This is a genomic window from Oxalicibacterium solurbis (assembly GCF_014635845.1).
GTDB lineage: Bacteria > Pseudomonadota > Gammaproteobacteria > Burkholderiales > Burkholderiaceae_D > Oxalicibacterium > Oxalicibacterium solurbis.
Window position 1 is genome coordinate 1,008,591 of the sequence record NZ_BMDP01000001.1, and the last position, 19,295, is coordinate 1,027,885.

Here is a 19,295-nt window from a genome sequence, read left to right on the forward strand (position 1 = left end):
CATGAAAATTCTCGTCGCCATTGCCTTCATCCTGATTCTGTCCAGCCTCGCCTCCGCATTGTTTTTCCTGATGCGCGACAAGGGAAAAAGCAATCGTACCGTGAAGGCGCTGGCCATGCGCGTCGGCTTCTCGGTAACGCTGTTCATCCTGATCCTGATTGCCTGGCGTCTCGGTTATATCCAGCCGACCGGTATCCGGTGATATCTCGATTCAATCGTTCCTGATTTCGTCCGTAATTTTCATCCGTAAAAAAGCCGCACCAAGGTGCGGCTTTTTTATTCATTGCAGCGTATCGCGCTACAGCCAATACACAACCACATACAGGCCCAGCCATACAACGTCGACAAAGTGCCAGTACCAGGCTGCACCTTCAAAGGCAAAGTGATGATCCGGCGTAAAGTGGCCCTTTAGGATGCGATACAGCACCACACTCAGCATGATCGCGCCCATCGTCACGTGAAAGCCGTGGAAGCCCGTCAGCAGGAAAAAGGTCGAGCCGTAGATGCCGGAGGTCAGCTTCAGGTTCAGCTCGGAATAGGCATGGATGTATTCGTATGCCTGGAAGCCCATGAAGATTGCACCGAGCAGGATCGTCGCAAACAGCCAGATGGCAGCCTGGCTGCGATGATTAGCGCGAATCGCATGATGGGAAATCGTCAGCGTGATGCCGGACGTCAGCAGCAGCGCGGTATTGATGGTCGGAATCCAGAACGGCCCCATCGTCGCAAAGGATTCAACGGTGCCAGCTGGACCGATATTGCCCCAATGCGCGGCAAAATCCGGCCACAGGATCTTGTGGTCCAAATCGGCCAGCCACGGCATCGTGATGCTGCGCGCGTAGAACAAGGCACCGAAGAATGCGCCGAAGAACATGACTTCGGAAAAGATGAACCAGCTCATGCTCCAGCGGAACGATACGTCGATGCGCTTGTTGTACAAGCCGCTTTCCGATTCCTTGATTGCATCGCCGAACCAGTGATACAGCACGTACAGCACGCCGATCAAACCGATCAGGTTGACATACGATCCCCAGCTGGCGCCATTGACCCACGCCGATGCACCGATCATCACGACCAGCATCGACATCCCGGCCAGCAGCGGCCATCTGGACGGGCCGGGCACGAAATAATACGGCGCTTCCGTATGTTGTGTACTCATCTCCATCTCCCGATATCTATGAATATATCCATCAATCAGTCATGCGATGCAACGATGGGACCGGGAACAGCAGATATCCAGTCGCCATCCGGTATCAACCTGCCGTCGCCGGCGATTTTGTTTCTGCCTTCTTGTTATCCCGGCCGCCGATTTCAAAAAACGTGTACGACAGCGTGATCGTCTTTACATCCTTCGGCAGATCCTTGTCCAGATAAAACACGACAGGCATCTGTCTTGCCTGGCTGGCTGTCAACGTCTGCTGCTGGAAGCAGAAACACTCCACCTTCTTGAAATGCGCCGCCGCCTGTTGCGGCGCATAACTCGGTATCGCCTGTGCTTCCACGGTACGTGGCTGCGTATTGACCACCTCGTACATGACCTGCGTCATTTCGCCCGGATGCACCTGCATGCTGCTGACCGTCGGACGGAAGCGGAACGGCCCCTGCGTATTCGCATCGAACTCAACCGTAATCGTGCGACTCTTGTCGATTTGCGAATTGTCGATCGGCTTGACCTTTACGCCTTCCGTTTCCTGAAAGGCCAGGACATTGATGCCCGTCAGTTCGCAGATCTGCTTGTACAACGGCACCAGCATGTAGCCGAAGCCGAACATCATGACTGCAACGACAATGAGCTTGCCGAACATCCGGGCATTCAGCCGGCTCGTCGCATTGTCGTTGTGCTTTGTCATCTTCGTCTCACATAAACCAGACATGCTTGGCGATCACGCCAAACATGAACATGACCGCGATCACCGCCAGAATGATGGCGGTGCGCAGATTGCGTCGTCTCAACTCATTCATGTCGACATCCATATCGATGCCCGTCGGCGTCCATCGCTTACTTGACGGTCGGCGGCGTTTCGAACGTATGGAAAGGCGCAGGGCTCGGCACCGTCCACTCCAGACCTTCTGCACCATCCCATGGCTTGTCCGCCGCAGGTGCACCGCCGCGAATCGTCGGCAACACCACGGCAAACAGGAAATACACCTGCATCAAGCCGAAACCGATGCCGCCGATCGAGGCGATCATGTTGAAATCGGTGAACTGTGCAGGATAGTCGGCATAGCGGCGCGGCATGCCGGCCAGTCCCAGGAAATGCATCGGGAAGAACGTGATGTTGAAGGTGATCAGCGAGCCCCAGAAATGGATCTTGCCGCGCAGTTCGTTGTACATGTGGCCGGTCCATTTCGGTCCCCAGTAGTAGAAGCCAGCGAACAGCGCAAACAGCGAGCCTGCCACCAGCACGTAGTGGAAATGCGCCACCACGTAGTAGGTATCCTGCAGCTGGATGTCGATCGGCGTCACGGCGAGAATCAATCCGGTGAAGCCGCCCATCGTGAACACGAAGATGAAACCGATCGCGAACAGCATCGGCGTCTCGAAGGTCATCGAACCGCGCCACATCGTCGCCACCCAGTTGAAAATCTTCACGCCAGTCGGCACCGCGATCAGCATCGTGGCGTACATGAAGAACAGCTGCGCCGTCACCGGCATGCCGGTCGTAAACATGTGATGCGCCCACACCATGAACGACAGGATTGCGATCGATGCCGTCGCATAGACCATCGATGCATAACCGAACAACTGCTTGCGAGCGAAGGCCGGAATGATGTGCGAAACGATGCCGAATGCCGGCAGGATCATGATGTACACCTCCGGATGGCCGAAGAACCAGAAGATGTGCTGATACATCACAGGATCACCACCACCTGCCGCATTAAAGAACGAGGTACCGAAGTGGCGATCGGTCAGCGTCATCGTGATGGCGCCGGCCAGCACCGGCATAACGGCCAGCAGCAGGTAGGCGGTGATCAGCCAGGTCCAGCAGAACATCGGCATTTTCATCAGTGTCATGCCCGGTGCGCGCATGTTCAGGATCGTGACGATGATGTTGATCGAACCCATGATCGACGACGCACCCATGATGTGCAGCGCGAAAATCGCCATGTCCATGCCGGGGCCCATCTGCACCGTCAAAGGCGCATACAGCGTCCAGCCCGCAGCGGTAGCGCCGCCCGGCACAAAGAAGGATAGAACCAGCAGGATGGCGGCCGGCGGCAGCAACCAGAACGAGAAGTTGTTCATGCGTGCGAACGCCATGTCGGAAGCACCGATCTGCAGCGGCACCATCCAGTTCGCAAAACCGACAAAGGCGGGCATGATGGCGCCGAACACCATCATGATGCCGTGCATTGTCGTCAACTGATTGAAGAATTCCGGCTGCATCAGCTGCAAGCCGGGATGGAACAGTTCCGCGCGAATCAACATCGCCAGAGTGCCGCCAGACAGCAACATGACGAAGGAGAACCACAGATACAGCGTGCCGATATCCTTGTGGTTGGTCGCGTAGACCCAGCGGCGCCAGCCGTGCGGATGATCGTGTGCATGGTCGTGACCATGCGCTGCATTGTGCGTGTGATCGACTGCAGTTGTGCTCATCTCAAGTCTCCTGATTGTTACTTGCGTGCGGCGACGATTTCGGCCGGTTGCACGATGTTCTCTGCAGCCTTGTTGGACCAGCTGTTACGTGTATAGGTGATGACGGCCGCGATCTCGGTCGGAGACAGCACCGGTCCCCAGGCCGGCATGGCATTCTTGCCGTGCATCACGATGTCGATCTGCCCCGCCTTCGGCCCCAGCACCAGCGGGCCGCCATCCAGCGCAGGGAAGCTGCCCGGCACGCCCTTGCCGTTGGCCTGGTGGCAAGCCACGCAGTTGGCGGAATAGACTTTTTCGCCACGCTGGATCAGCTCATCCAGCGTCCAGGTCTTGGTTGGATCGTCGGCATTGGCTGCCATTTCCTTTTTCTTGTCGTCGACCCATTTCTTGTAGTCTTCCTCGCTGACGACGTTCACGACGATCGGCATGAAGGCGTGATCCTTGCCGCACAACTCCGCGCACTGGCCGCGATAGGTACCGATCTTCTCGGCACGGAACCAGGTATCGCGCACAAAACCGGGGATCGCATCCTGCTTGACGCCGAAGGCGGGGATCATCCACGCATGGATGACGTCATTGGCCGTCAGCACCATGCGGATCTTCTTGTTGACCGGCACGACGACCGGATTGTCGACCTCGATCAGATAGTTCTCGTTCTTCGCAACGGAAGAATCGACGATCTGCTCGCGCGGCGTCGCCAGATTGGACAGGAAGTTGATGCCCTGGCCTTCACCGTTCAGGTAATCGTAGCCCCACTTCCACTGCATGCCGGTGGCCTTGATCGTGATGTCGGCATTCGATGTGTCCTTCATCGCAACCACCGTCTTCGTCGCCGGCAATGCCATGCCGATGACGATCAGGAAGGGAACGACAGTCCAGGCGATCTCGACTGCGGTGCTTTCATGGAAGGTGGCCGATTTGTGACCGAGGGATTTGCGATGCTTGAGGATCGAGTAGAACATCACCGCAAACACGGCAATGAAGATCACCAGGCAGATGATCAGCATCATGGTGTGCAGCGAGTAGATTTCCTCGGCGATCTTCGTGACGGGCTGCTGAAAATTGAGTTGACGTACTGCCGGTCCGCCGGGACTATCGGTCACCGCCCAGGACGGCATGCCTGCCGCCAGCAGCGACGCACCGAACATCAACGATTGAAGGCGCTTCGCATGTTTCATGATTTCCCCAAAAGCCCAAAATAAGAATTTTGTTATTGGTACCGGGTAAACCTGCTTGTCTCCTCACCCAGTTCCCGGCGCAGCTCCTGCAGGAACTGTCGCCGCTTGCCTTCCGTCAGGAATCGTCCCACATCGACACGTATACCGGAAGATTCCAGACCAATCAATCGATTGTGCGAAGCCGGTTGAATAATGATTGTCCGGTTCCGTTTCAATCGGAACTGCTGCGACTTCTCGCCCCGGACCAGCTCGACCAACAGCCAGTCGTCCGTCAGAACGATGTGTTCGCGATCTGTCGCGTGGCGAGCGTAATGGATGAATGCACAGGTAACCGCCGTCAATTCCATTAACGAAAAGCCGAGGATGAACCACGCACCGCGATAGGTGAAATAGATTGCGACCGCCAGCGATGCCGTACACAGAATTGCATAAGCCTTCGCCAACTGCCGCGGGGAAATGGAGCAGTTACGCCTCAGCAGCCATTCACGGTTCATACTCATCGTGCACCGCCTGAACGGACTGCGCCCACCATATCACTATCGCGCAAAACCGTCGAAGTATAAGTCTGAATTGTCAGACTGATCAAGCATAAAAAATCTCGCGCCCCGGCGCACGCCACGCATGGCTTTGCGCCCGATTTCGCCTATTTCACACAGTCTTTTTGCGCCCGTCTTGCGCACTGCAACAAGACGTCGGCACGTACTGCCGAAGAGATCATCCCTCTTATTTCTTTGGCAAATCGAAACGAATAATCGCCTCTCCGCTCGACGTCGTGCGCGGCACCGGCCGGAACGCATGGCCGTACACGATCTCGAATGTCAACGGGATCTTGCCGTCTGCAGATCGCATACTTTCCAACGCTTCCGTGACACGCCGCCACGCCTGGCGGCCCATCAGCCCCCGACTGCGCGTATCGAGTGGATTGCCACCGCAGGCGCGCACATCAGCCATCAGGCGCTCGACCGAACCGTAAGTGACGGTGAGCGTTTCCATGTCCATTACCGGCGTGGCAAAGCCAGCCTGAACCAGCATGTCGCCAAAATCGTGCATGTCGACAAATGGCAGCACATGCGGTGCGGCATCGGCAGCGGCAAAGGCGGCGCGCAATTCCTTGAACGTATCAGGACCAAAACAGGAAAACATCAACAGACCATCCTGGCGCAGCACGCGCCGCCATTCGGCAAATACCCGATCGGGCTGCGGATGCCAGTGCAGCGCCAGATTGGACCACACCAAATCAACCGCATCCACACCGAATGGCAATTGCGCAAAATTGCCTGACAACAGTCCGCCGCGTGCACCGCCCGATCCGTTTCTGCCCGGCAGCCATTGCTGCAGCAATCGATGCAATGCCGACAATCCTTCCTGTTGCACCGACTGCGCCTGGCTCAACATCGCCACCGACGCATCCACTCCGATCACTTCCGCCTGAGGGAAACGTTTCTGCAAGGCCGCCAGATCCGCGCCTTCGCCACAGCCGGCATCCAGTACGTGCCGCGGTTCGATCTTGATCAGTGCCAGTCGCTCGTGCATGCGCTGCGCCACTTCGCGGCGCAGGAATTGCGATTCGACGATGCGTGACGGATCATCGAACAGCGAACGTACACGCGCCAGATCGATGGGCGCGCTAAGGTGAGAATCCGAGGGAGTATGTTCGACAGGCACGATAGCAGCAGGGTAGGCAATGAGATAATGCGTGCAAGTTTACACGCATGGAGACAAGGCTGCGATGCTCGATCGGTTTTCCGACTGGACGCTACAATTGGCGAAACGCCTGCCATCTGCCATTCCGCATGCGCTGTCACGCGTCATTCCGTCTTCATGCATCCTGTGCGGTTCGAGTGGAGACACCGCATTGTGCAATACCTGCGACGAGCATTTTCTTGCTACGCGCGATCATCGCTGCCGGCAATGCGGCCTGCCTGTTTCTTCCAGCGAAAACCACCATACGCAACGATGCGGCACCTGCCTGGCGACACCGCGCGCCTTCGATGCGACCATCGTCGTCGCCGATTACGCAGCACCGCTCGACCAACTGGTGCTGGCGCTGAAATTCGGCAACCGTCTCGCACTCGCCCCGCTGTTCGCCCGCCGGCTGCATCAGGCAATACGACAAACCGACATGCCGATGCCCGAGCTGCTTACCGCCGTTCCCTTGGGCGACAAACGCCTGACAGAACGCGGCTTCAATCAGGCGCTGGAAATCGCCCGACCGCTGGCTCGCATGCTTGCAATCCCGCTTGCGCCGCAACTGCTGGCCCGTACACGCGAAACGCTGATGCAGTCGCGACTACATCCCGACGAGCGGCATCGCAATATTCGCCAGGCCTTTGTCCCGAAACCATATGCGACAAAACACATTCAAGGCCGGCACGTGGCCGTCGTCGATGATGTGATGACCACAGGAGAAACGCTTAACGAGGTCGCCGCCACGCTGAAACGCTGCGGCGCCTCCCGCGTCACCAATCTGGTATTTGCACGCACACCGCTGAAATAGCGGCCGACAACGCTGGTGCAAGGCAAGTATCATTGCGCCCGTGGTGTATCGCCGTCATCGCCATGCATATTGCGCGCCGTCGGCGCGAACCACGAAGGAGAATCATTTGTTTCATGTCGTCTTGGTCGAGCCGGAAATTCCACCCAATACCGGCAACGTCATTCGCCTGTGCGCCAATACCGGCGCGCAGCTGCATCTGATCGAACCTCTCGGTTTTCCGCTGGATGATGCAAAGATGCGGCGCGCAGGCCTCGACTATCACGACTATGCGACGATGAAGGTGCATCGCGACTGGCAGGCTTTTCTCGATTCAGCCACACCCGAATCGCCGCTGGATCCGTCGCGCATGTTCGCGCTGACGACACACGGCTCGACACCTTTCGCCAGCGTCACGTTCCAGCCGGGCGACATCTTCGTGTTCGGTTCGGAAACGCGCGGCCTGGCACCTGCGTTACGCGATTCCTTTCCTGCCGCGCAACGCATCCGCCTGCCGATGCGCCCGGACAATCGCAGCCTGAACCTGTCCAACACCGTCGCCGTCGTGGTCTACGAGGCATGGCGGCAGAATGGTTTTTCCGGCGGCAGTTGAGCCGCAACTCGTCTACGAACCCGCATTACAAACTTAATTAAGCTACGATATGTGCGGCCGCGGCGCATGCCGCCTTTGCAACCTGCCGCATGGCACGTCCCGCCTGCGGTTTTCGATACGGAAGAAATCATGAACTTTCGCTCTGTCACGTTCTTCATCGCATCCATATCGGCCGCGTTGATCGCTTCGACCGCCATCGCGCAGCAAAATCCGGCCGGCACCATCCGCGTCGACCATTCCTACGCGCGCGCCACCATGCCGGGCCAGACCAGCGGCGGCGCCTATCTGACACTGGAGAATCGCGGCGATCATCCCGACACCCTGATCGCCGTACAATCGCCCGTTGCGCAATCGGTGGAAATCCATACGATGGCAATGAGCGGCAACGTGATGCGGATGCGTGAAATCGGCTCGATCGACATCAAGCCCGGCGAAAAGATCACCATGCGTCCCGGCGATGGCTATCACCTGATGCTGATGGGCCTGAAGGCACCATTGAAGGCTGGCGACCGGCTGCCACTGACGCTGACCTTCCGCAAAGGCGGCAAGATGGAAACCACCATTGTTGTCGACGATGGCAGCATGAATCACTCGGAGATGAGCCATCATCACTGAACCGCAAGAATGACCGAAAAAAGAAACAAAAAAGCCCGTCCATAACCGGCTAATGATTGCCCAACTTTATGGGTCAGTTCATTCGTGCGGGCTTTTTTACGTATAACCACGGCGTTCATTGCGTACCGTAGCGCCGATACACTTCCTGACGCCCATCCGTGCGCAACAACAGTACATCGTAGGCATCGGCCACGCGACCCGGCATTTCCATTCCAGGCGAACCGAGCGGCATGCCGGGAACTGCCAGGCCAACGGCTCGTGGTTTTTCTGCCAGCAAACGGCGTATCTCAGCCGCCGGCACGTGGCCTTCCAGCGCATAACCGCTTACCGCCGCCGTATGACAACTTCCCAAGGCCGCCGGTATACCAAAGCGTGCGCGATAGGCCGCTGTGTTGGGCACGTTGCGCGCCTTCACCTTGAAACCGTTCTCCTGCAAATGTGCAATCCATTGCGTACAACAGCCGCAGGTCTCGCTCTTGTATACCTCGATCATCGGGCCGTCCCGCCGTTCGCCGGCCGCATGCGCAAAAGCCGGCGACACGCAAAACGCCATCATTGCCTTCATCAACGTACGTCGCTGCATTGCCACTCCTGATGCCGATAAACAAAAAGCCGCAATTGCGGCTTTTCGGATTGAAAAAGAAAATCGATGCTCAGGCCGGTTCCGGCTGCGCACCCATGCGATTGACGATTTCCTTGCGGTAGCGGTTGAGTTCCTGCACCGTGCCGAACGTGCGTTCGAACAGCAACGACATATTGTGCAGGATGCGGTCGACCACTTTCTTTTCCCATTCGCTGTCGAACCTGATCTGGAAATCCAGCCAGCGCTCCAGCCATTCCGGATCAGGCAGGCGCGACTGCACCGTGTCGTTCGGGAACAGCGCCTGATTCACGTGCAGGTTGGTCGGATGCAAGGGCTTCTCGGTACGACGCGCCGATGCCATCAAAACGCCGATCTTGGCAAAGGCGGCGCGCGCGCTGTCGCCGACTTCGTTCAAGGCTTTCTTCATGTAGCGCAGGTAGGCACCGCCATGGCGTGCCTCATCCTGGCTGATGATCTTGTAGATCTGCTTGATGACCGGCTCCGTATGCCAGTCGGCGGCACAGCGATACCAGTGGTTCAGGCGGATTTCGCCGCAGAAGTGCATCATCAGGGTTTCCAGCGCGGGCGCCGGATCGAATTCGAAACGCACGTTGTGTAGTTCCTCTTCCGTCGGCACCAGCTCCGGACGGAAACGGCGCAGATATTCCATCAGCACCAGCGAATGCTTCTGCTCTTCAAAGAACCAGACGGACATGAAAGCGCAAAAATCGCTGTCGCCGCGATTGTCGCGCAAGAACATCTCGGTGGCCGGCAATGCCGACCATTCGGTGATCGCATTCATGCGAATCGTTTGTGCCTGTTCGTCGGTCAGTTTAGAACCGTCGAATTCATCCCATGGAATGTCGTTTTCCATGTTCCAGCGAACCTGCTCCAACGATTTGAACAATTCTGGGTACAGCATACGTCCCTTATTAATATGGATTGAGATGAGATGGATTGCGTTAAGTCCTTGATTCTACCAAGAAATTCGCGCACAACCGACAAATCCGACAGGTTTCGTCAAGCAAAACGCTGAAAGAAATTCACGAATGGCAACAATTTGTCCAAATTGACCGTTTAAAAGCGGATGCCAGCCATTTGTCATGAAATTGCAATACGATGCAGGACACTTCCCTGCATGCACAGCACTTCCTTGCTGATAGACTTTCATCTGCCATGACGCTCAAACCCCTTCTTCGTTTATCACTGCTACTGCTGACCGGCATGCTGTTCGGTGCGCCTTCCCACGCCCAGAACGCAGCAACGGCACCGTCCCCTGCCGCTTCCTGCCCTGCCGTGCTGAATCACACACTCGCACGCTTGCAGGACGAAGCACCGCAAAACCTGTGCCGCTATGCCGGCAACGTGATCCTGGTCGTCAATACCGCCAGCTACTGCGGCTATACGAACCAGTATGAAGGGCTGGAAAAACTGTACGCACGCTACGGGGCGCAAGGCTTCGTCGTGCTCGGTTTCACTTCCAACGATTTCCGGCAGGAACCCGACGGCAACAGCAAGATCGCCGATTTCTGCACCAATACCTACGGCGTGAAATTTCCGATGTTTGCCAAAAGCTCGGTGACAGGCACGCAGGCCAATGCCTTCTATCAATCGCTGTTCCATGTCGGCGCCCAGCAGCCGAAATGGAATTTCCACAAGATACTGCTCGATCGTCGCGGCAATGTCGTCGGCAGCTATCCATCGAAAGTCACGCCGGACGACCCAGCGCTGATCGCGGCCATCGAAAAGGCGCTGGCGAAGAATTGACGCCGCGTGCGCCGCCATCCGCGCATATAATCACCCACCGCAAACAACCTGGGGCCAGCCCGGACTGCCGGCCTCGCCGCTGGCGGCGCACACTGGCGGAATGCTAGGATACGCGCTGGATCGGTCTTGCCGCCGGCGCAAAACGCCGCACCGCGCATCCCATTCCCCGTAACAAAACAGAAAGACTACGGCGCACCGACGCCTTCATACCCATGCGCATCCTGATCATCGAAGACAACGCCGACATCGTCGCTAACCTGTACGCATTCCTGGAGCCGCGCGGCTACGTACTCGATTCGGCCACCAACGGCTATGCCGGTTTCGCGCTGGCCGCGCAGCACGAGTACGACGCGATGATTCTCGACGTCAAACTGCCCGGCATCGATGGCCTGGCCGTCTGCCACCGCATCCGCGACGAACTGAAGAAGGACACGCCGGTGCTGATGCTGACCGCGCGCGACACGCTGGACGACAAGGTCGCCGGCTTCGACAGCGGTGCCGACGACTATCTGGTCAAGCCGTTCTCGCTGCTGGAAGTGGAAGTCCGCCTGAAAGCGCTGATCCGCCGCGCGCGTGGCAAGAACCAGACGACCAATGCGCTGACGGTAGGCGATCTGGTATTCGACACTTCGACCTATCAGGTCAGCCGCAACGGCGTGCCGATCAATCTGACGAAGACCGGCTTCAAGATCCTGACCTGCCTGATGAAGGAAGCGCCGAAGGTCGTCTCGCGCGAGACGCTAGAACTGGAAGTCTGGGGCGACCATCCGCCCGACAGCGATGCGCTGCGTACGCACATTCACGCACTGCGGCAGGCGCTGGACAAGTCCCACTCCTTCGCCATGCTGCGCACCGTACAGGGCATAGGCTACCGATTGGTGGCATCGGATGACACGGCCTAGCACGCTGCGCCGCCGCATCGTCATCGCGTATCTGTTCTTTGCGCTGGCGATCTGCACCTTCTTCGGCATCGTTGCCGCCGTCGCAATCGAAGGCGTCGAAGATCTGCTGGTCGACGAACACTTGCGCAGCATCGCCGCCTGGGCCTCGCCGCGTCATGCCGCCGGCCTGCCGGTCGAAATGCCCTCCGACATCAGCTTCTACCATGGCGACAGTATTCCCGAGGACTTGCGCAACTTGGAACACGGCGTCGACAAACCCGTCTTCGAAGGCAAGGTCGTCCATGTACTGATCGGCGAGGATGCCGCCGGCGAATATGTCGTCGTCGACCGCGCCAGCGAGTACAAGAGCATCGAACGCACGATCTGGGCGATGATCATCGCCGGCTTCTTCGGATTCGTCGCGCTGTCGCTGTTCCTTGGCCGCTTCATCGCACACGGTTTCGTCGAACCCATCATCGATCTGGCCGATTACGTCAGCAACGAAGGCGTTTCGTCCAATCTGCCGCTACTGTCCAGCAAGGACGAACTCGGCGTGCTGGCGCGCGCTTTCGCCGATCACACGGCCGAACTGCAACGCTTTCTGGCACGCGAACGCTTCTTCACCGGCGACGTCAGCCATGAGCTGCGCACGCCGCTGACCATCATTACCGGCGCCGCCGAACTGCTGGTCGACCAGACTGCCGACCGTCCGGCACTACAGGCTGCAGCGCAACGCGTGCTACGCGCCGCCAGCGATGCCACCGAATGCGTCGGCGTGCTGCTGATGCTGGCGCGCGCGCCGGATCGCATCAACCGGCCGCAAACCTATGTCGACGACGTCATCCGTGAGCAGGTCGCACGCTGCCGTCCGTTGCTTGCCAACAAGCCTGTCGAATTACGCTACGAGGGCGACAACGATTTCGCGGTTGCAGCGCACAAGGAGCTGCTGTCCTCCGCAATCGGCAACCTGATCCGCAACGCATGCCAATACACGGATCGCGGCACCGTCACCGTACGCGTGGAAGACTACTCCGTGATCGTCGAAGATACCGGCCCCGGCCTGTCGGAATCGGTCCACGCCCATCTCAGTAACGGCATCCCGACCAAGCCGCTGATCGGCTCGGCTGGCACCGGCCTCGGACTGGCACTCGTGATGCGCATCTGCGAATACCTCGGGGCCCGCTTGCATGTAGAAAATAATCCCAAAAATGGTAGTAATTTTCGAATTGATTTTACGACAACTTTAACGAGTATTTAACATCATCTTCATGTCTTCTTAAGCTTCCCGGCGATAACCTGCGACTGTGCATTTAGGCTGTATCTCCCTAGGAAATATAGCTTTCCGCCGCCACCGATTCGATGCAGTTCCGACGGTGGACGGATATCCGGCACGGCGCCGGATGAAGTGCACAAATAAATGGTGTGGCACAAACGATCTTTCAGATTTTTCTGATAATCGATAACAACACGGTCGACAAACGACCGCCACACTGACCAACGTCGCTTCAGCCGTACGGAGCGCGCTAGAAAACTTGAGGAAGATAATGGAACTCTTAAGCTCCCCGGCCTTTTGGGCCGCCCTAGGCAACATCATTCTGATCAACATCGTGCTGTCGGGTGACAACGCGGTCGTGATCGCGCTGGCGGCCAAATCGCTGCCGCCAAAGCAAAAGAAAATGGCCGTCCTGTACGGTAGCGCCGCAGCAATCATCCTGCGTATCGTGCTGACCATCTTCGCGCTGCAATTGCTGACGCTGCCTTACCTGAAACTGATCGGCGCCGTCGCATTGTTCTACATCGGCGTGCAACTGCTGGCAGAAGAAGAGGGCGAAGAAAACATCGAAGGCAAATCCAACCTGTGGGGTGCGATCAAGACCATTCTGATCGCCGATCTGGTGATGAGTCTGGATAACGTGCTGGGCGTTGCTGCTGCAGCAGACGGCAACATCGTCCTGCTCATCATCGGTCTGGCCATCAGCGTTCCGCTGATCGTGTTCGGCAGCACGCTGGTGCTGAAGCTGATGGAAAAATTCCCGATCATCGTCACGCTGGGCGCCGCGCTGCTGGGCTATCTGGCCGGTGAGATGCTGTTCTCCGATACCGCTGTCGCACCGTGGATCGAAGCCAACATTCCGCACCACGAACTGTCGCTGTTCGGCGCTGGTCACCTGAGCATTCCTGGCCTGGCATTGGCTGTCGGCGTCGTCATCGTCGGCACCTACCTTGCCAAGCGCCACAGCAAGCCTGCTACCGCAGCGTAATCATTACCGGTACTTCTGCCGCAACGCGGTGGTTGATTGACAACGGCCCGGGAGCATTGCTCACCGGGCCGTTTTTTTATCCGATGTTCGCCTGGCTCAACGCTTGCGAATACGGAAATCGTGATCCGTCACGATACGTGTCGTCGCAATCAATCCATTCAGACCGAACAGCAATTGCGTCAGACTCTCCACCGACAAGGTCCAGATGCGCCCGGCCGGCATTTGCGCCCCGGTCGCCGCGACGATCAACGGCGCAATCCATTCGGCCTCTTCCGTCACATCCAGCAGCACCATGCCTTCCGGCGATGTATGCATGTAGATCTCTCCTCCTGCCGCCAATCGAAAACCGATGCCATAGCCGGTATCGATGCGGCCGCCCGCAAGCCTGTGCTGCAGATGGCGGCTCTGGTGATCGATCCACGTTTCGATATCGTAGGTATCCTTCAGAACGATCCACGGCCGCTCGATCGCTTCCTCGATGCCGTCGTCCGCATTGTCATCCGTCGTCATTTTTCGTTTCTGCCATTCTTCATTCATTACGGCAACGTCGGATAAATACCACGCCGTCGCAGGCAATTGCACAGCGCGCATGATATCCTGCGCACCCTGTATCCACCCATTGTTCTTCGCCGTTCATGACGACCAACGAATCCGCACCGACCGCCTTTCAGACCGCACGCACACTGCTCAAGGAAATCCAGGAAAAATTCACCGTCTTCGGCGATTGCCAACCGCTGGCCATCGGCATCGACAAGCAATTGATCGCGCAGATGCCTGACGTCAGCCGTCGCGTGCTGCGCATGGCGCTGGGCATGCACACCAATTCATTGCGCTATCTGAAGAGCATGGAAAAGGCCACGGTACGCTTCAACCTCGACGGTACCGAAGCCGACGCTGTGACCGACGAACACCGGGCACATGCCACCACCACGCTGAAGGAACGCTTCAAGAAGAATGCCGAACAGCGCAAGGTACAACGTCAGGCGGAAGAAACCCAGCGCAAGGCCGATGAAGCGGAACGTCGCCGTGCCGACAAGCTGAATCAGCTGGCCGCGAAATTTTCGCGCAAGAACTGAGCAGGAACCTAACCTCGGCGCTCGTCCTGAGCGCTACCAGTAAGTCCACAGCATCTTCGCCGCCAGCACATAGAGCAGGCAGGCAAAAATCCTTTTCAATATCGGCACCGGCAGCCGGTGCGCAAGGCGTGCGCCGATGGGCGCCGTCACCACGCTGCCGCAGACGATGCCGATCAATGCCGTAATCGAAATGAAACCGATCGTGCCTTCCGGCAGTTCCGGAATGCGCCAGCCGGAAATGATGTAGCCGATCGTGCCCACCACGGCCAGCGGGATGCCCATCATCGCGCCAGTGCCGATCGTCTTCTTCATCGGCACGCCGCACCACAGCATGAACGGGATCGTGAGAAAGGCGCCGCCAGCCGACACCAGGCCGCTGATGATGCCAATCACCAGGCCGACCAGAAACAACGGCCCGCTTGCGGGCAATTCCCGCGCCGCTTTCGGTTTCTTGTTCAGCAGAATTTGCGTCGCGCCGAAGAACACGATGATGGCGAAGCTCAACGCCAGATGGCGCTGCGGAATCCAGGCCGAAACCGACGTCGCCAGCAGGCTACCCACCACCAGCCCCGGCGTCATCCGCTTGACGATGTGAAAGTCCACGCCATCGAACTTCATATGCTCGCGTACACTGGAACTGGAGGTGAACACGATCGACGCCATGCAGGTCGCCAGCGCCATATGCACCACATGATCCGGCGCGAAATGTTGGGCGGCGAACAAGGCCGCGATGATCGGCACCAGCGTCATGCCGCCGCCGATGCCGAGCAGCCCCGCCAGCACGCCGACGAAAGCCCCGGCCAATACATAAGAGATGAACCAGATCATGCGGCGTCGCCTCCCGCCAGCGAACCTGTCGGCGACAAGGCATGCACGGCATGCGGACGAACAACGATCGACAGAGAATCTGGCATGCGACAACGCTCCGAAACGGGATACCCAAGAGTAACAGAACGCACACCTGAACAGGCGCTCGTTTACACTAACGCCCATGACACGCCCCGCCCCCAGCACCGATACGCGCAGATCGCTGCGTTGGCTCTTCGTGCTGGTTTTTTCCCTTTTACTGCACCTGCTTGTCATCGGCCACGCCAGCGAATGGATACGGTTGCCATCTCCGTCGACAGTGGAAGATGATGTGATCGATGCGGAACTGATTGCCCCTCCGCCGGCACCGGTACCGAAGCCTAAACCTAAACCTAAACCGCGCCCCAAACCGCATCCAGCCCCGGCAAAACCCGCACCGCCGCCCTCCGCCACAGCTTCGGCCGAACAACCTGCCGATGTTCAGACCGCGGCCATATCGCAACCAGACGCCCAAGGCGCTGCCACCGGCCCGACGGCCGACATTGCCGAACCGGTGGAACCGGATTACACAATCGATCTGCCGCCATCCGCCAAACTGGAATACGACGTGCAGAAGACGCCGATCGAAGGCCAGCCCACCTATGGCAGCGGCACCATTGCCTGGCATCAGGACGGCAGTCGCTACACGATCGATGGGGATTTCGGCGTCCTGTTCATCACCGCGCTGCACTTCCACAGCGAAGGCACGATAGAAAGTGATGGCATTGCGCCCGAGCTTTACAGCGAAAAGCGTTTCCGTCGCGCCGAGACCAATGCGTACTTCTACCGCGAATCCAATACGATCGGCTTTTCGACTTCATCGAAAAGCTATCCCCGCACCGGTACCGAGCAGGATCGCGCCAGCATCATCTGGCAACTGGCCGGCATCGGGCGCGGCGATGAAACACGCTATGCACCCGGCGCCGTCTTCGACGTGATCGTCACCGGCACGCGCGACGCTGAGCCGTGGCAGATTCAGGTCATCGGCCGGGAAGACATCGATTTCGACGGCAACACGATCAGCGCATGGCATGTGGTGCGCGCGCCGCGCGCGCGAAGCCGCGACCAACGGCTCGATATCTGGCTTGCGCCGCAAATACAGTGGTATCCGGTGCGCCTGCGCTACACGGAACCGAATGGCGACGTACTGAACATGACGCTGAGCGACTTGAACGTTTCTGCGGTACCTTAGTCAGACATTTCCGCTCTTGTTTCCCTCTTTTCCTCTTTCTTCATACCGGTAAAAACGATGAAGCTCCTCCTTTCCCGCTCCTTTGGCTCCGTCTTCCGTCCTGCGCATGCAGCACTGCTGGCCTGCGCGCTGATCGCCTCGCACGGCGCGGCAGCGCAAGGCAAACGCACCGCCAGCCCGCCGCCGTCAGCCGACCTGAACTACACGATCAATGCCAACCAGCACGGCCTGTCGCTCAACGGCTCTGCCGACGTGCACTGGACCAACAAGGACGGACACTACACAATCGTGACGGAAACGCGCGCCATGCTGCTCGGCAAGATCCTCGAAGCGAAAAGCGAAGGCACCATCGATGCAAACGGCCTCGTGCCGCTGACCTCCACCGAAAAACGCTATCGCAAGAAAGCGACCACCACGACCTTCGACCGCCAGGCCAACACGATCAACTTCAGTGCTTCCGGCAACAGCCAGCCGATCAAGGGCGGCGAACAGGATCGCAACAGCATCGTCTGGCAACTGGCGACAATGGCACGCAGCACGCCGTCGAAACTAAAGACCGGCGCTTCGCTTGCCATCGTCGTCGCCGGACAGAAGGATGCAGAAACCTGGCACTTCAAGGTCGGCAAGTCCGAAAAGATCAAATCGCCGCTGGGCGATCTGAACGCGGTGAAAGTCAGCAAGGTCGTCAAGGACGGCGACAAGGAACAGAAGATCGACATCTGGTTCGCACCGTCGCGCAACTGGTATCCGGTACGCATCCGCTTTGCCGAACCGGAAGGCGACTTCATCGAACAGACGATTGCCTCGATCGCACCGCAATCCTGATGTCGGCCACGCCGCTGTGGATGGCGTCGGCCCTATAATGCGGACGATGAAAAACACCACGAATACACCAGAAAGCGCGCTCGTCCTGTTCAGCGGCGGCCAGGATTCCACCACATGCCTGGCATGGGCATTGGCGCGCTATGCGCATGTCGAAACCATCGGCTTCGACTACGGCCAGCGCCACGCGATCGAATTGGCCGTGCGGCCGACCGTGCTGCAGAAGATGCGCGCGCTGAAACCGGAATGGAATGAACGCCTGGGCGACGACCACATGATCGACCTGTCGCTGATCGCAAAGATTTCCGACACGGCATTGACGCAGGATGTCGAAATCGCGATGCAGGAAAACGGCTTGCCGAACACTTTCGTGCCTGGTCGAAACCTGCTGTTCATGACCGTGGCAGCCACTGTCGCCTACCGTCGTGGACTGACGGTGCTGGTCGGCGGCATGTGTGAAACGGATTTCTCCGGCTACCCTGATTGTCGCGACGATACGATGAAGGCTCTGCAGGTCACACTCAATCTCGGCATGGCCACACGCCTGAAAGTGGAAACACCGCTGATGTGGATCGACAAGGCGCAGACCTGGACGCTGGCAGAAAACTTGGGCGGCAGGCCTTTCATTGACCTGATCCGCCAGGAAACCCACACCTGCTATCTGGGTGAGCGCGGTGCACTGCACGACTGGGGTTACGGCTGCGGCACCTGCCCGGCCTGCGCCTTGCGCGCGCGCGGTTACGGAAACTTTGTGACTGGCAAGTCTGCCTGATAGATTCATCCGGCTGCACGCAAAAACGGCGGTGTTTAAAACACCGCCGTTTCGTTTTGTCGCAACCTTATCTCAACCTAATATCAATCGGTATCAATAACGCGGCGCAATCGGCGGATACGACTGCTGCGGTGCCGGAGCCGAAGTAGGTGCCGGTGATGGCGGGGTTACCGAAGATGGTGGCGGCGGTGGCGTGCCGACGACCGTCGTCGTGGTTTCACGATAGATGCCGCCACCTTCAACACTACCGGACGTCGTGCCCTGACCATGAATGCGCTTGACGCAATCCTGACGGTCGGAAGGCGGCAGCACATTGCAGCGCGCTGTCGCGTTTTCCTCGTACGAGGTGCTGTCTGTCAGATGGCCGCGCTTGGCTTCGCCACGGGCTGCGCCCGCTTCGCGCAGACACGTGGTGCGATCCTGCTGGGATCTGCCGTCCATGCAGGCCGCCCTTTCCTGCTGATAGGTATTGCCGCCGGCGGGAGCCGCGAATGCCTGGCCGGAGAAACCGACCAGACCGAATGCCAGGGCGGCAATCGCAGCCCGCGAGGCTGCGGACATGACGGAAAACGAACAATGAGCGAATGGCATGGCAGTCTCCTGTCATCGAAAAAT

24 protein-coding genes are annotated in these 19,295 nt (G+C 58.4%); 12 read left to right on the forward strand and 12 right to left on the reverse strand.

Annotated elements, in window-relative coordinates; all coding sequences use genetic code 11:
• The first annotated feature begins 1 nt into the window (after position 1).
• Complete coding sequence (locus tag IEV40_RS04815; protein ID WP_188419792.1) at positions 2–202, forward strand: twin transmembrane helix small protein; 201 nt, start codon at positions 2–4, stop codon at positions 200–202.
• Between the two features lie 96 nt (positions 203–298).
• Here the strand turns inward: IEV40_RS04815 and IEV40_RS04820 are convergent, their stop codons facing one another.
• From IEV40_RS04820 to IEV40_RS04845, 7 genes are all read right to left on the reverse strand, one after another.
• The gene (locus tag IEV40_RS04820; protein ID WP_188419793.1) at positions 299–1,159 is read right to left on the reverse strand and encodes a cytochrome c oxidase subunit 3; all 861 of its coding nucleotides are present in this window, start codon (positions 1,157–1,159) and stop codon (positions 299–301) included.
• 94 nt (positions 1,160–1,253) lie between these two features.
• A complete protein-coding gene (locus tag IEV40_RS04825) occupies positions 1,254–1,850 on the reverse strand; it encodes a cytochrome c oxidase assembly protein (RefSeq protein WP_188419794.1) in 597 nt (198 codons plus the stop codon).
• Between the two features lie 7 nt (positions 1,851–1,857).
• Entirely contained in the window at positions 1,858–1,974 is a 117-nt protein-coding gene (locus tag IEV40_RS14635; protein WP_229723946.1) for a cytochrome oxidase small assembly protein, read from the reverse strand.
• 25 nt (positions 1,975–1,999) lie between these two features.
• Positions 2,000–3,601, reverse strand: a complete 1,602-nt coding sequence (gene ctaD / locus IEV40_RS04830) for a cytochrome c oxidase subunit I (RefSeq protein ID WP_188419795.1) — start codon at positions 3,599–3,601, stop codon at positions 2,000–2,002.
• Positions 3,602–3,618: 17 nt separating this feature from the next.
• Positions 3,619–4,779 (reverse strand): cytochrome c oxidase subunit II, encoded by a 1,161-nt coding sequence (gene coxB / locus IEV40_RS04835; protein ID WP_188419796.1) that lies wholly within the window; start codon positions 4,777–4,779, stop codon positions 3,619–3,621.
• Positions 4,780–4,811: 32 nt separating this feature from the next.
• Positions 4,812–5,273: a DUF2244 domain-containing protein gene (locus tag IEV40_RS04840; RefSeq protein ID WP_188419797.1), complete on the reverse strand. Its 462-nt coding sequence runs from the start codon at positions 5,271–5,273 to the stop codon at positions 4,812–4,814.
• A 229-nt stretch (positions 5,274–5,502) separates the two neighbouring features.
• Positions 5,503–6,444, reverse strand: a complete 942-nt coding sequence (locus tag IEV40_RS04845; RefSeq protein ID WP_229723947.1) for a methyltransferase domain-containing protein — start codon at positions 6,442–6,444, stop codon at positions 5,503–5,505.
• 31 nt (positions 6,445–6,475) lie between these two features.
• On the opposite strand from IEV40_RS04845, the gene IEV40_RS04850 reads away from it, so the two are divergent.
• The 3 genes from IEV40_RS04850 (at position 6,476) to IEV40_RS04860 (ending at position 8,480) form a co-directional block, all read left to right on the forward strand.
• Positions 6,476–7,276: a ComF family protein gene (locus IEV40_RS04850; RefSeq protein WP_229723948.1), complete on the forward strand. Its 801-nt coding sequence runs from the start codon at positions 6,476–6,478 to the stop codon at positions 7,274–7,276.
• 106 nt (positions 7,277–7,382) lie between these two features.
• The gene (trmL, locus tag IEV40_RS04855) at positions 7,383–7,865 is read left to right on the forward strand and encodes a tRNA (uridine(34)/cytosine(34)/5-carboxymethylaminomethyluridine(34)-2'-O)-methyltransferase TrmL (RefSeq protein ID WP_188419798.1); all 483 of its coding nucleotides are present in this window, start codon (positions 7,383–7,385) and stop codon (positions 7,863–7,865) included.
• 129 nt (positions 7,866–7,994) lie between these two features.
• Positions 7,995–8,480 (forward strand): copper chaperone PCu(A)C, encoded by a 486-nt coding sequence (locus IEV40_RS04860; RefSeq protein WP_188419799.1) that lies wholly within the window; start codon positions 7,995–7,997, stop codon positions 8,478–8,480.
• Positions 8,481–8,595: 115 nt separating this feature from the next.
• Here the strand turns inward: IEV40_RS04860 and IEV40_RS04865 are convergent, their stop codons facing one another.
• Positions 8,596–9,063: a DUF411 domain-containing protein gene (locus IEV40_RS04865; protein ID WP_188419800.1), complete on the reverse strand. Its 468-nt coding sequence runs from the start codon at positions 9,061–9,063 to the stop codon at positions 8,596–8,598.
• A gap of 70 nt (positions 9,064–9,133) precedes the next feature.
• Complete coding sequence (locus tag IEV40_RS04870) at positions 9,134–9,985, reverse strand: ferritin family protein (RefSeq protein WP_188419801.1); 852 nt, start codon at positions 9,983–9,985, stop codon at positions 9,134–9,136.
• A 254-nt stretch (positions 9,986–10,239) separates the two neighbouring features.
• On the opposite strand from IEV40_RS04870, the gene IEV40_RS04875 reads away from it, so the two are divergent.
• The 4 genes from IEV40_RS04875 (at position 10,240) to IEV40_RS04890 (ending at position 13,972) form a co-directional block, all read left to right on the forward strand.
• Positions 10,240–10,830: a glutathione peroxidase gene (locus IEV40_RS04875; RefSeq protein WP_188419802.1), complete on the forward strand. Its 591-nt coding sequence runs from the start codon at positions 10,240–10,242 to the stop codon at positions 10,828–10,830.
• A 212-nt stretch (positions 10,831–11,042) separates the two neighbouring features.
• Complete coding sequence (locus tag IEV40_RS04880; protein WP_188419803.1) at positions 11,043–11,732, forward strand: response regulator transcription factor; 690 nt, start codon at positions 11,043–11,045, stop codon at positions 11,730–11,732.
• Positions 11,719–12,969, forward strand: a complete 1,251-nt coding sequence (locus tag IEV40_RS04885; RefSeq protein ID WP_188419804.1) for a sensor histidine kinase — start codon at positions 11,719–11,721, stop codon at positions 12,967–12,969. The genes IEV40_RS04880 and IEV40_RS04885 overlap by 14 nt, the downstream gene beginning before the upstream one ends.
• A 286-nt stretch (positions 12,970–13,255) precedes the next feature.
• On the forward strand, positions 13,256–13,972 hold the full coding sequence (locus tag IEV40_RS04890) for a TerC family protein (RefSeq protein ID WP_188419805.1): 717 nt from the start codon (positions 13,256–13,258) through the stop codon (positions 13,970–13,972).
• Positions 13,973–14,068: 96 nt separating this feature from the next.
• On the opposite strand, the gene IEV40_RS04895 is transcribed toward IEV40_RS04890, so the two are convergent.
• On the reverse strand, positions 14,069–14,482 hold the full coding sequence (locus tag IEV40_RS04895; protein ID WP_188419806.1) for a hypothetical protein: 414 nt from the start codon (positions 14,480–14,482) through the stop codon (positions 14,069–14,071).
• 125 nt (positions 14,483–14,607) lie between these two features.
• Between IEV40_RS04895 and IEV40_RS04900 the strand changes: the two genes are divergently transcribed.
• Positions 14,608–15,048, forward strand: coding sequence for a ProQ/FINO family protein (locus IEV40_RS04900; RefSeq protein WP_188419807.1), 441 nt, complete (start codon positions 14,608–14,610; stop codon positions 15,046–15,048).
• A gap of 33 nt (positions 15,049–15,081) precedes the next feature.
• Here IEV40_RS04900 and IEV40_RS04905 read toward each other — a convergent pair whose 3' ends face one another.
• Complete coding sequence (locus IEV40_RS04905; protein WP_188419808.1) at positions 15,082–15,876, reverse strand: sulfite exporter TauE/SafE family protein; 795 nt, start codon at positions 15,874–15,876, stop codon at positions 15,082–15,084.
• 163 nt (positions 15,877–16,039) lie between these two features.
• On the opposite strand from IEV40_RS04905, the gene IEV40_RS04910 reads away from it, so the two are divergent.
• The 3 genes from IEV40_RS04910 to queC are packed head-to-tail and all read left to right on the forward strand — an operon-like array spanning position 16,040 to position 18,680.
• Positions 16,040–17,086 carry a DUF3108 domain-containing protein gene (locus tag IEV40_RS04910; protein ID WP_188419809.1) on the forward strand — a complete coding sequence of 349 codons (1,047 nt, stop codon included), beginning with the start codon at positions 16,040–16,042 and terminating at the stop codon, positions 17,084–17,086.
• A gap of 57 nt (positions 17,087–17,143) precedes the next feature.
• Entirely contained in the window at positions 17,144–17,911 is a 768-nt protein-coding gene (locus tag IEV40_RS04915; protein WP_188419810.1) for a DUF3108 domain-containing protein, read from the forward strand.
• A gap of 46 nt (positions 17,912–17,957) precedes the next feature.
• Positions 17,958–18,680 carry a 7-cyano-7-deazaguanine synthase QueC gene (gene queC, locus IEV40_RS04920; RefSeq protein WP_188419811.1) on the forward strand — a complete coding sequence of 241 codons (723 nt, stop codon included), beginning with the start codon at positions 17,958–17,960 and terminating at the stop codon, positions 18,678–18,680.
• Between the two features lie 93 nt (positions 18,681–18,773).
• Here queC and IEV40_RS04925 read toward each other — a convergent pair whose 3' ends face one another.
• Positions 18,774–19,271, reverse strand: a complete 498-nt coding sequence (locus IEV40_RS04925) for a hypothetical protein (protein ID WP_188419812.1) — start codon at positions 19,269–19,271, stop codon at positions 18,774–18,776.
• Between the last annotated feature and the right edge of the window lie 24 nt (positions 19,272–19,295).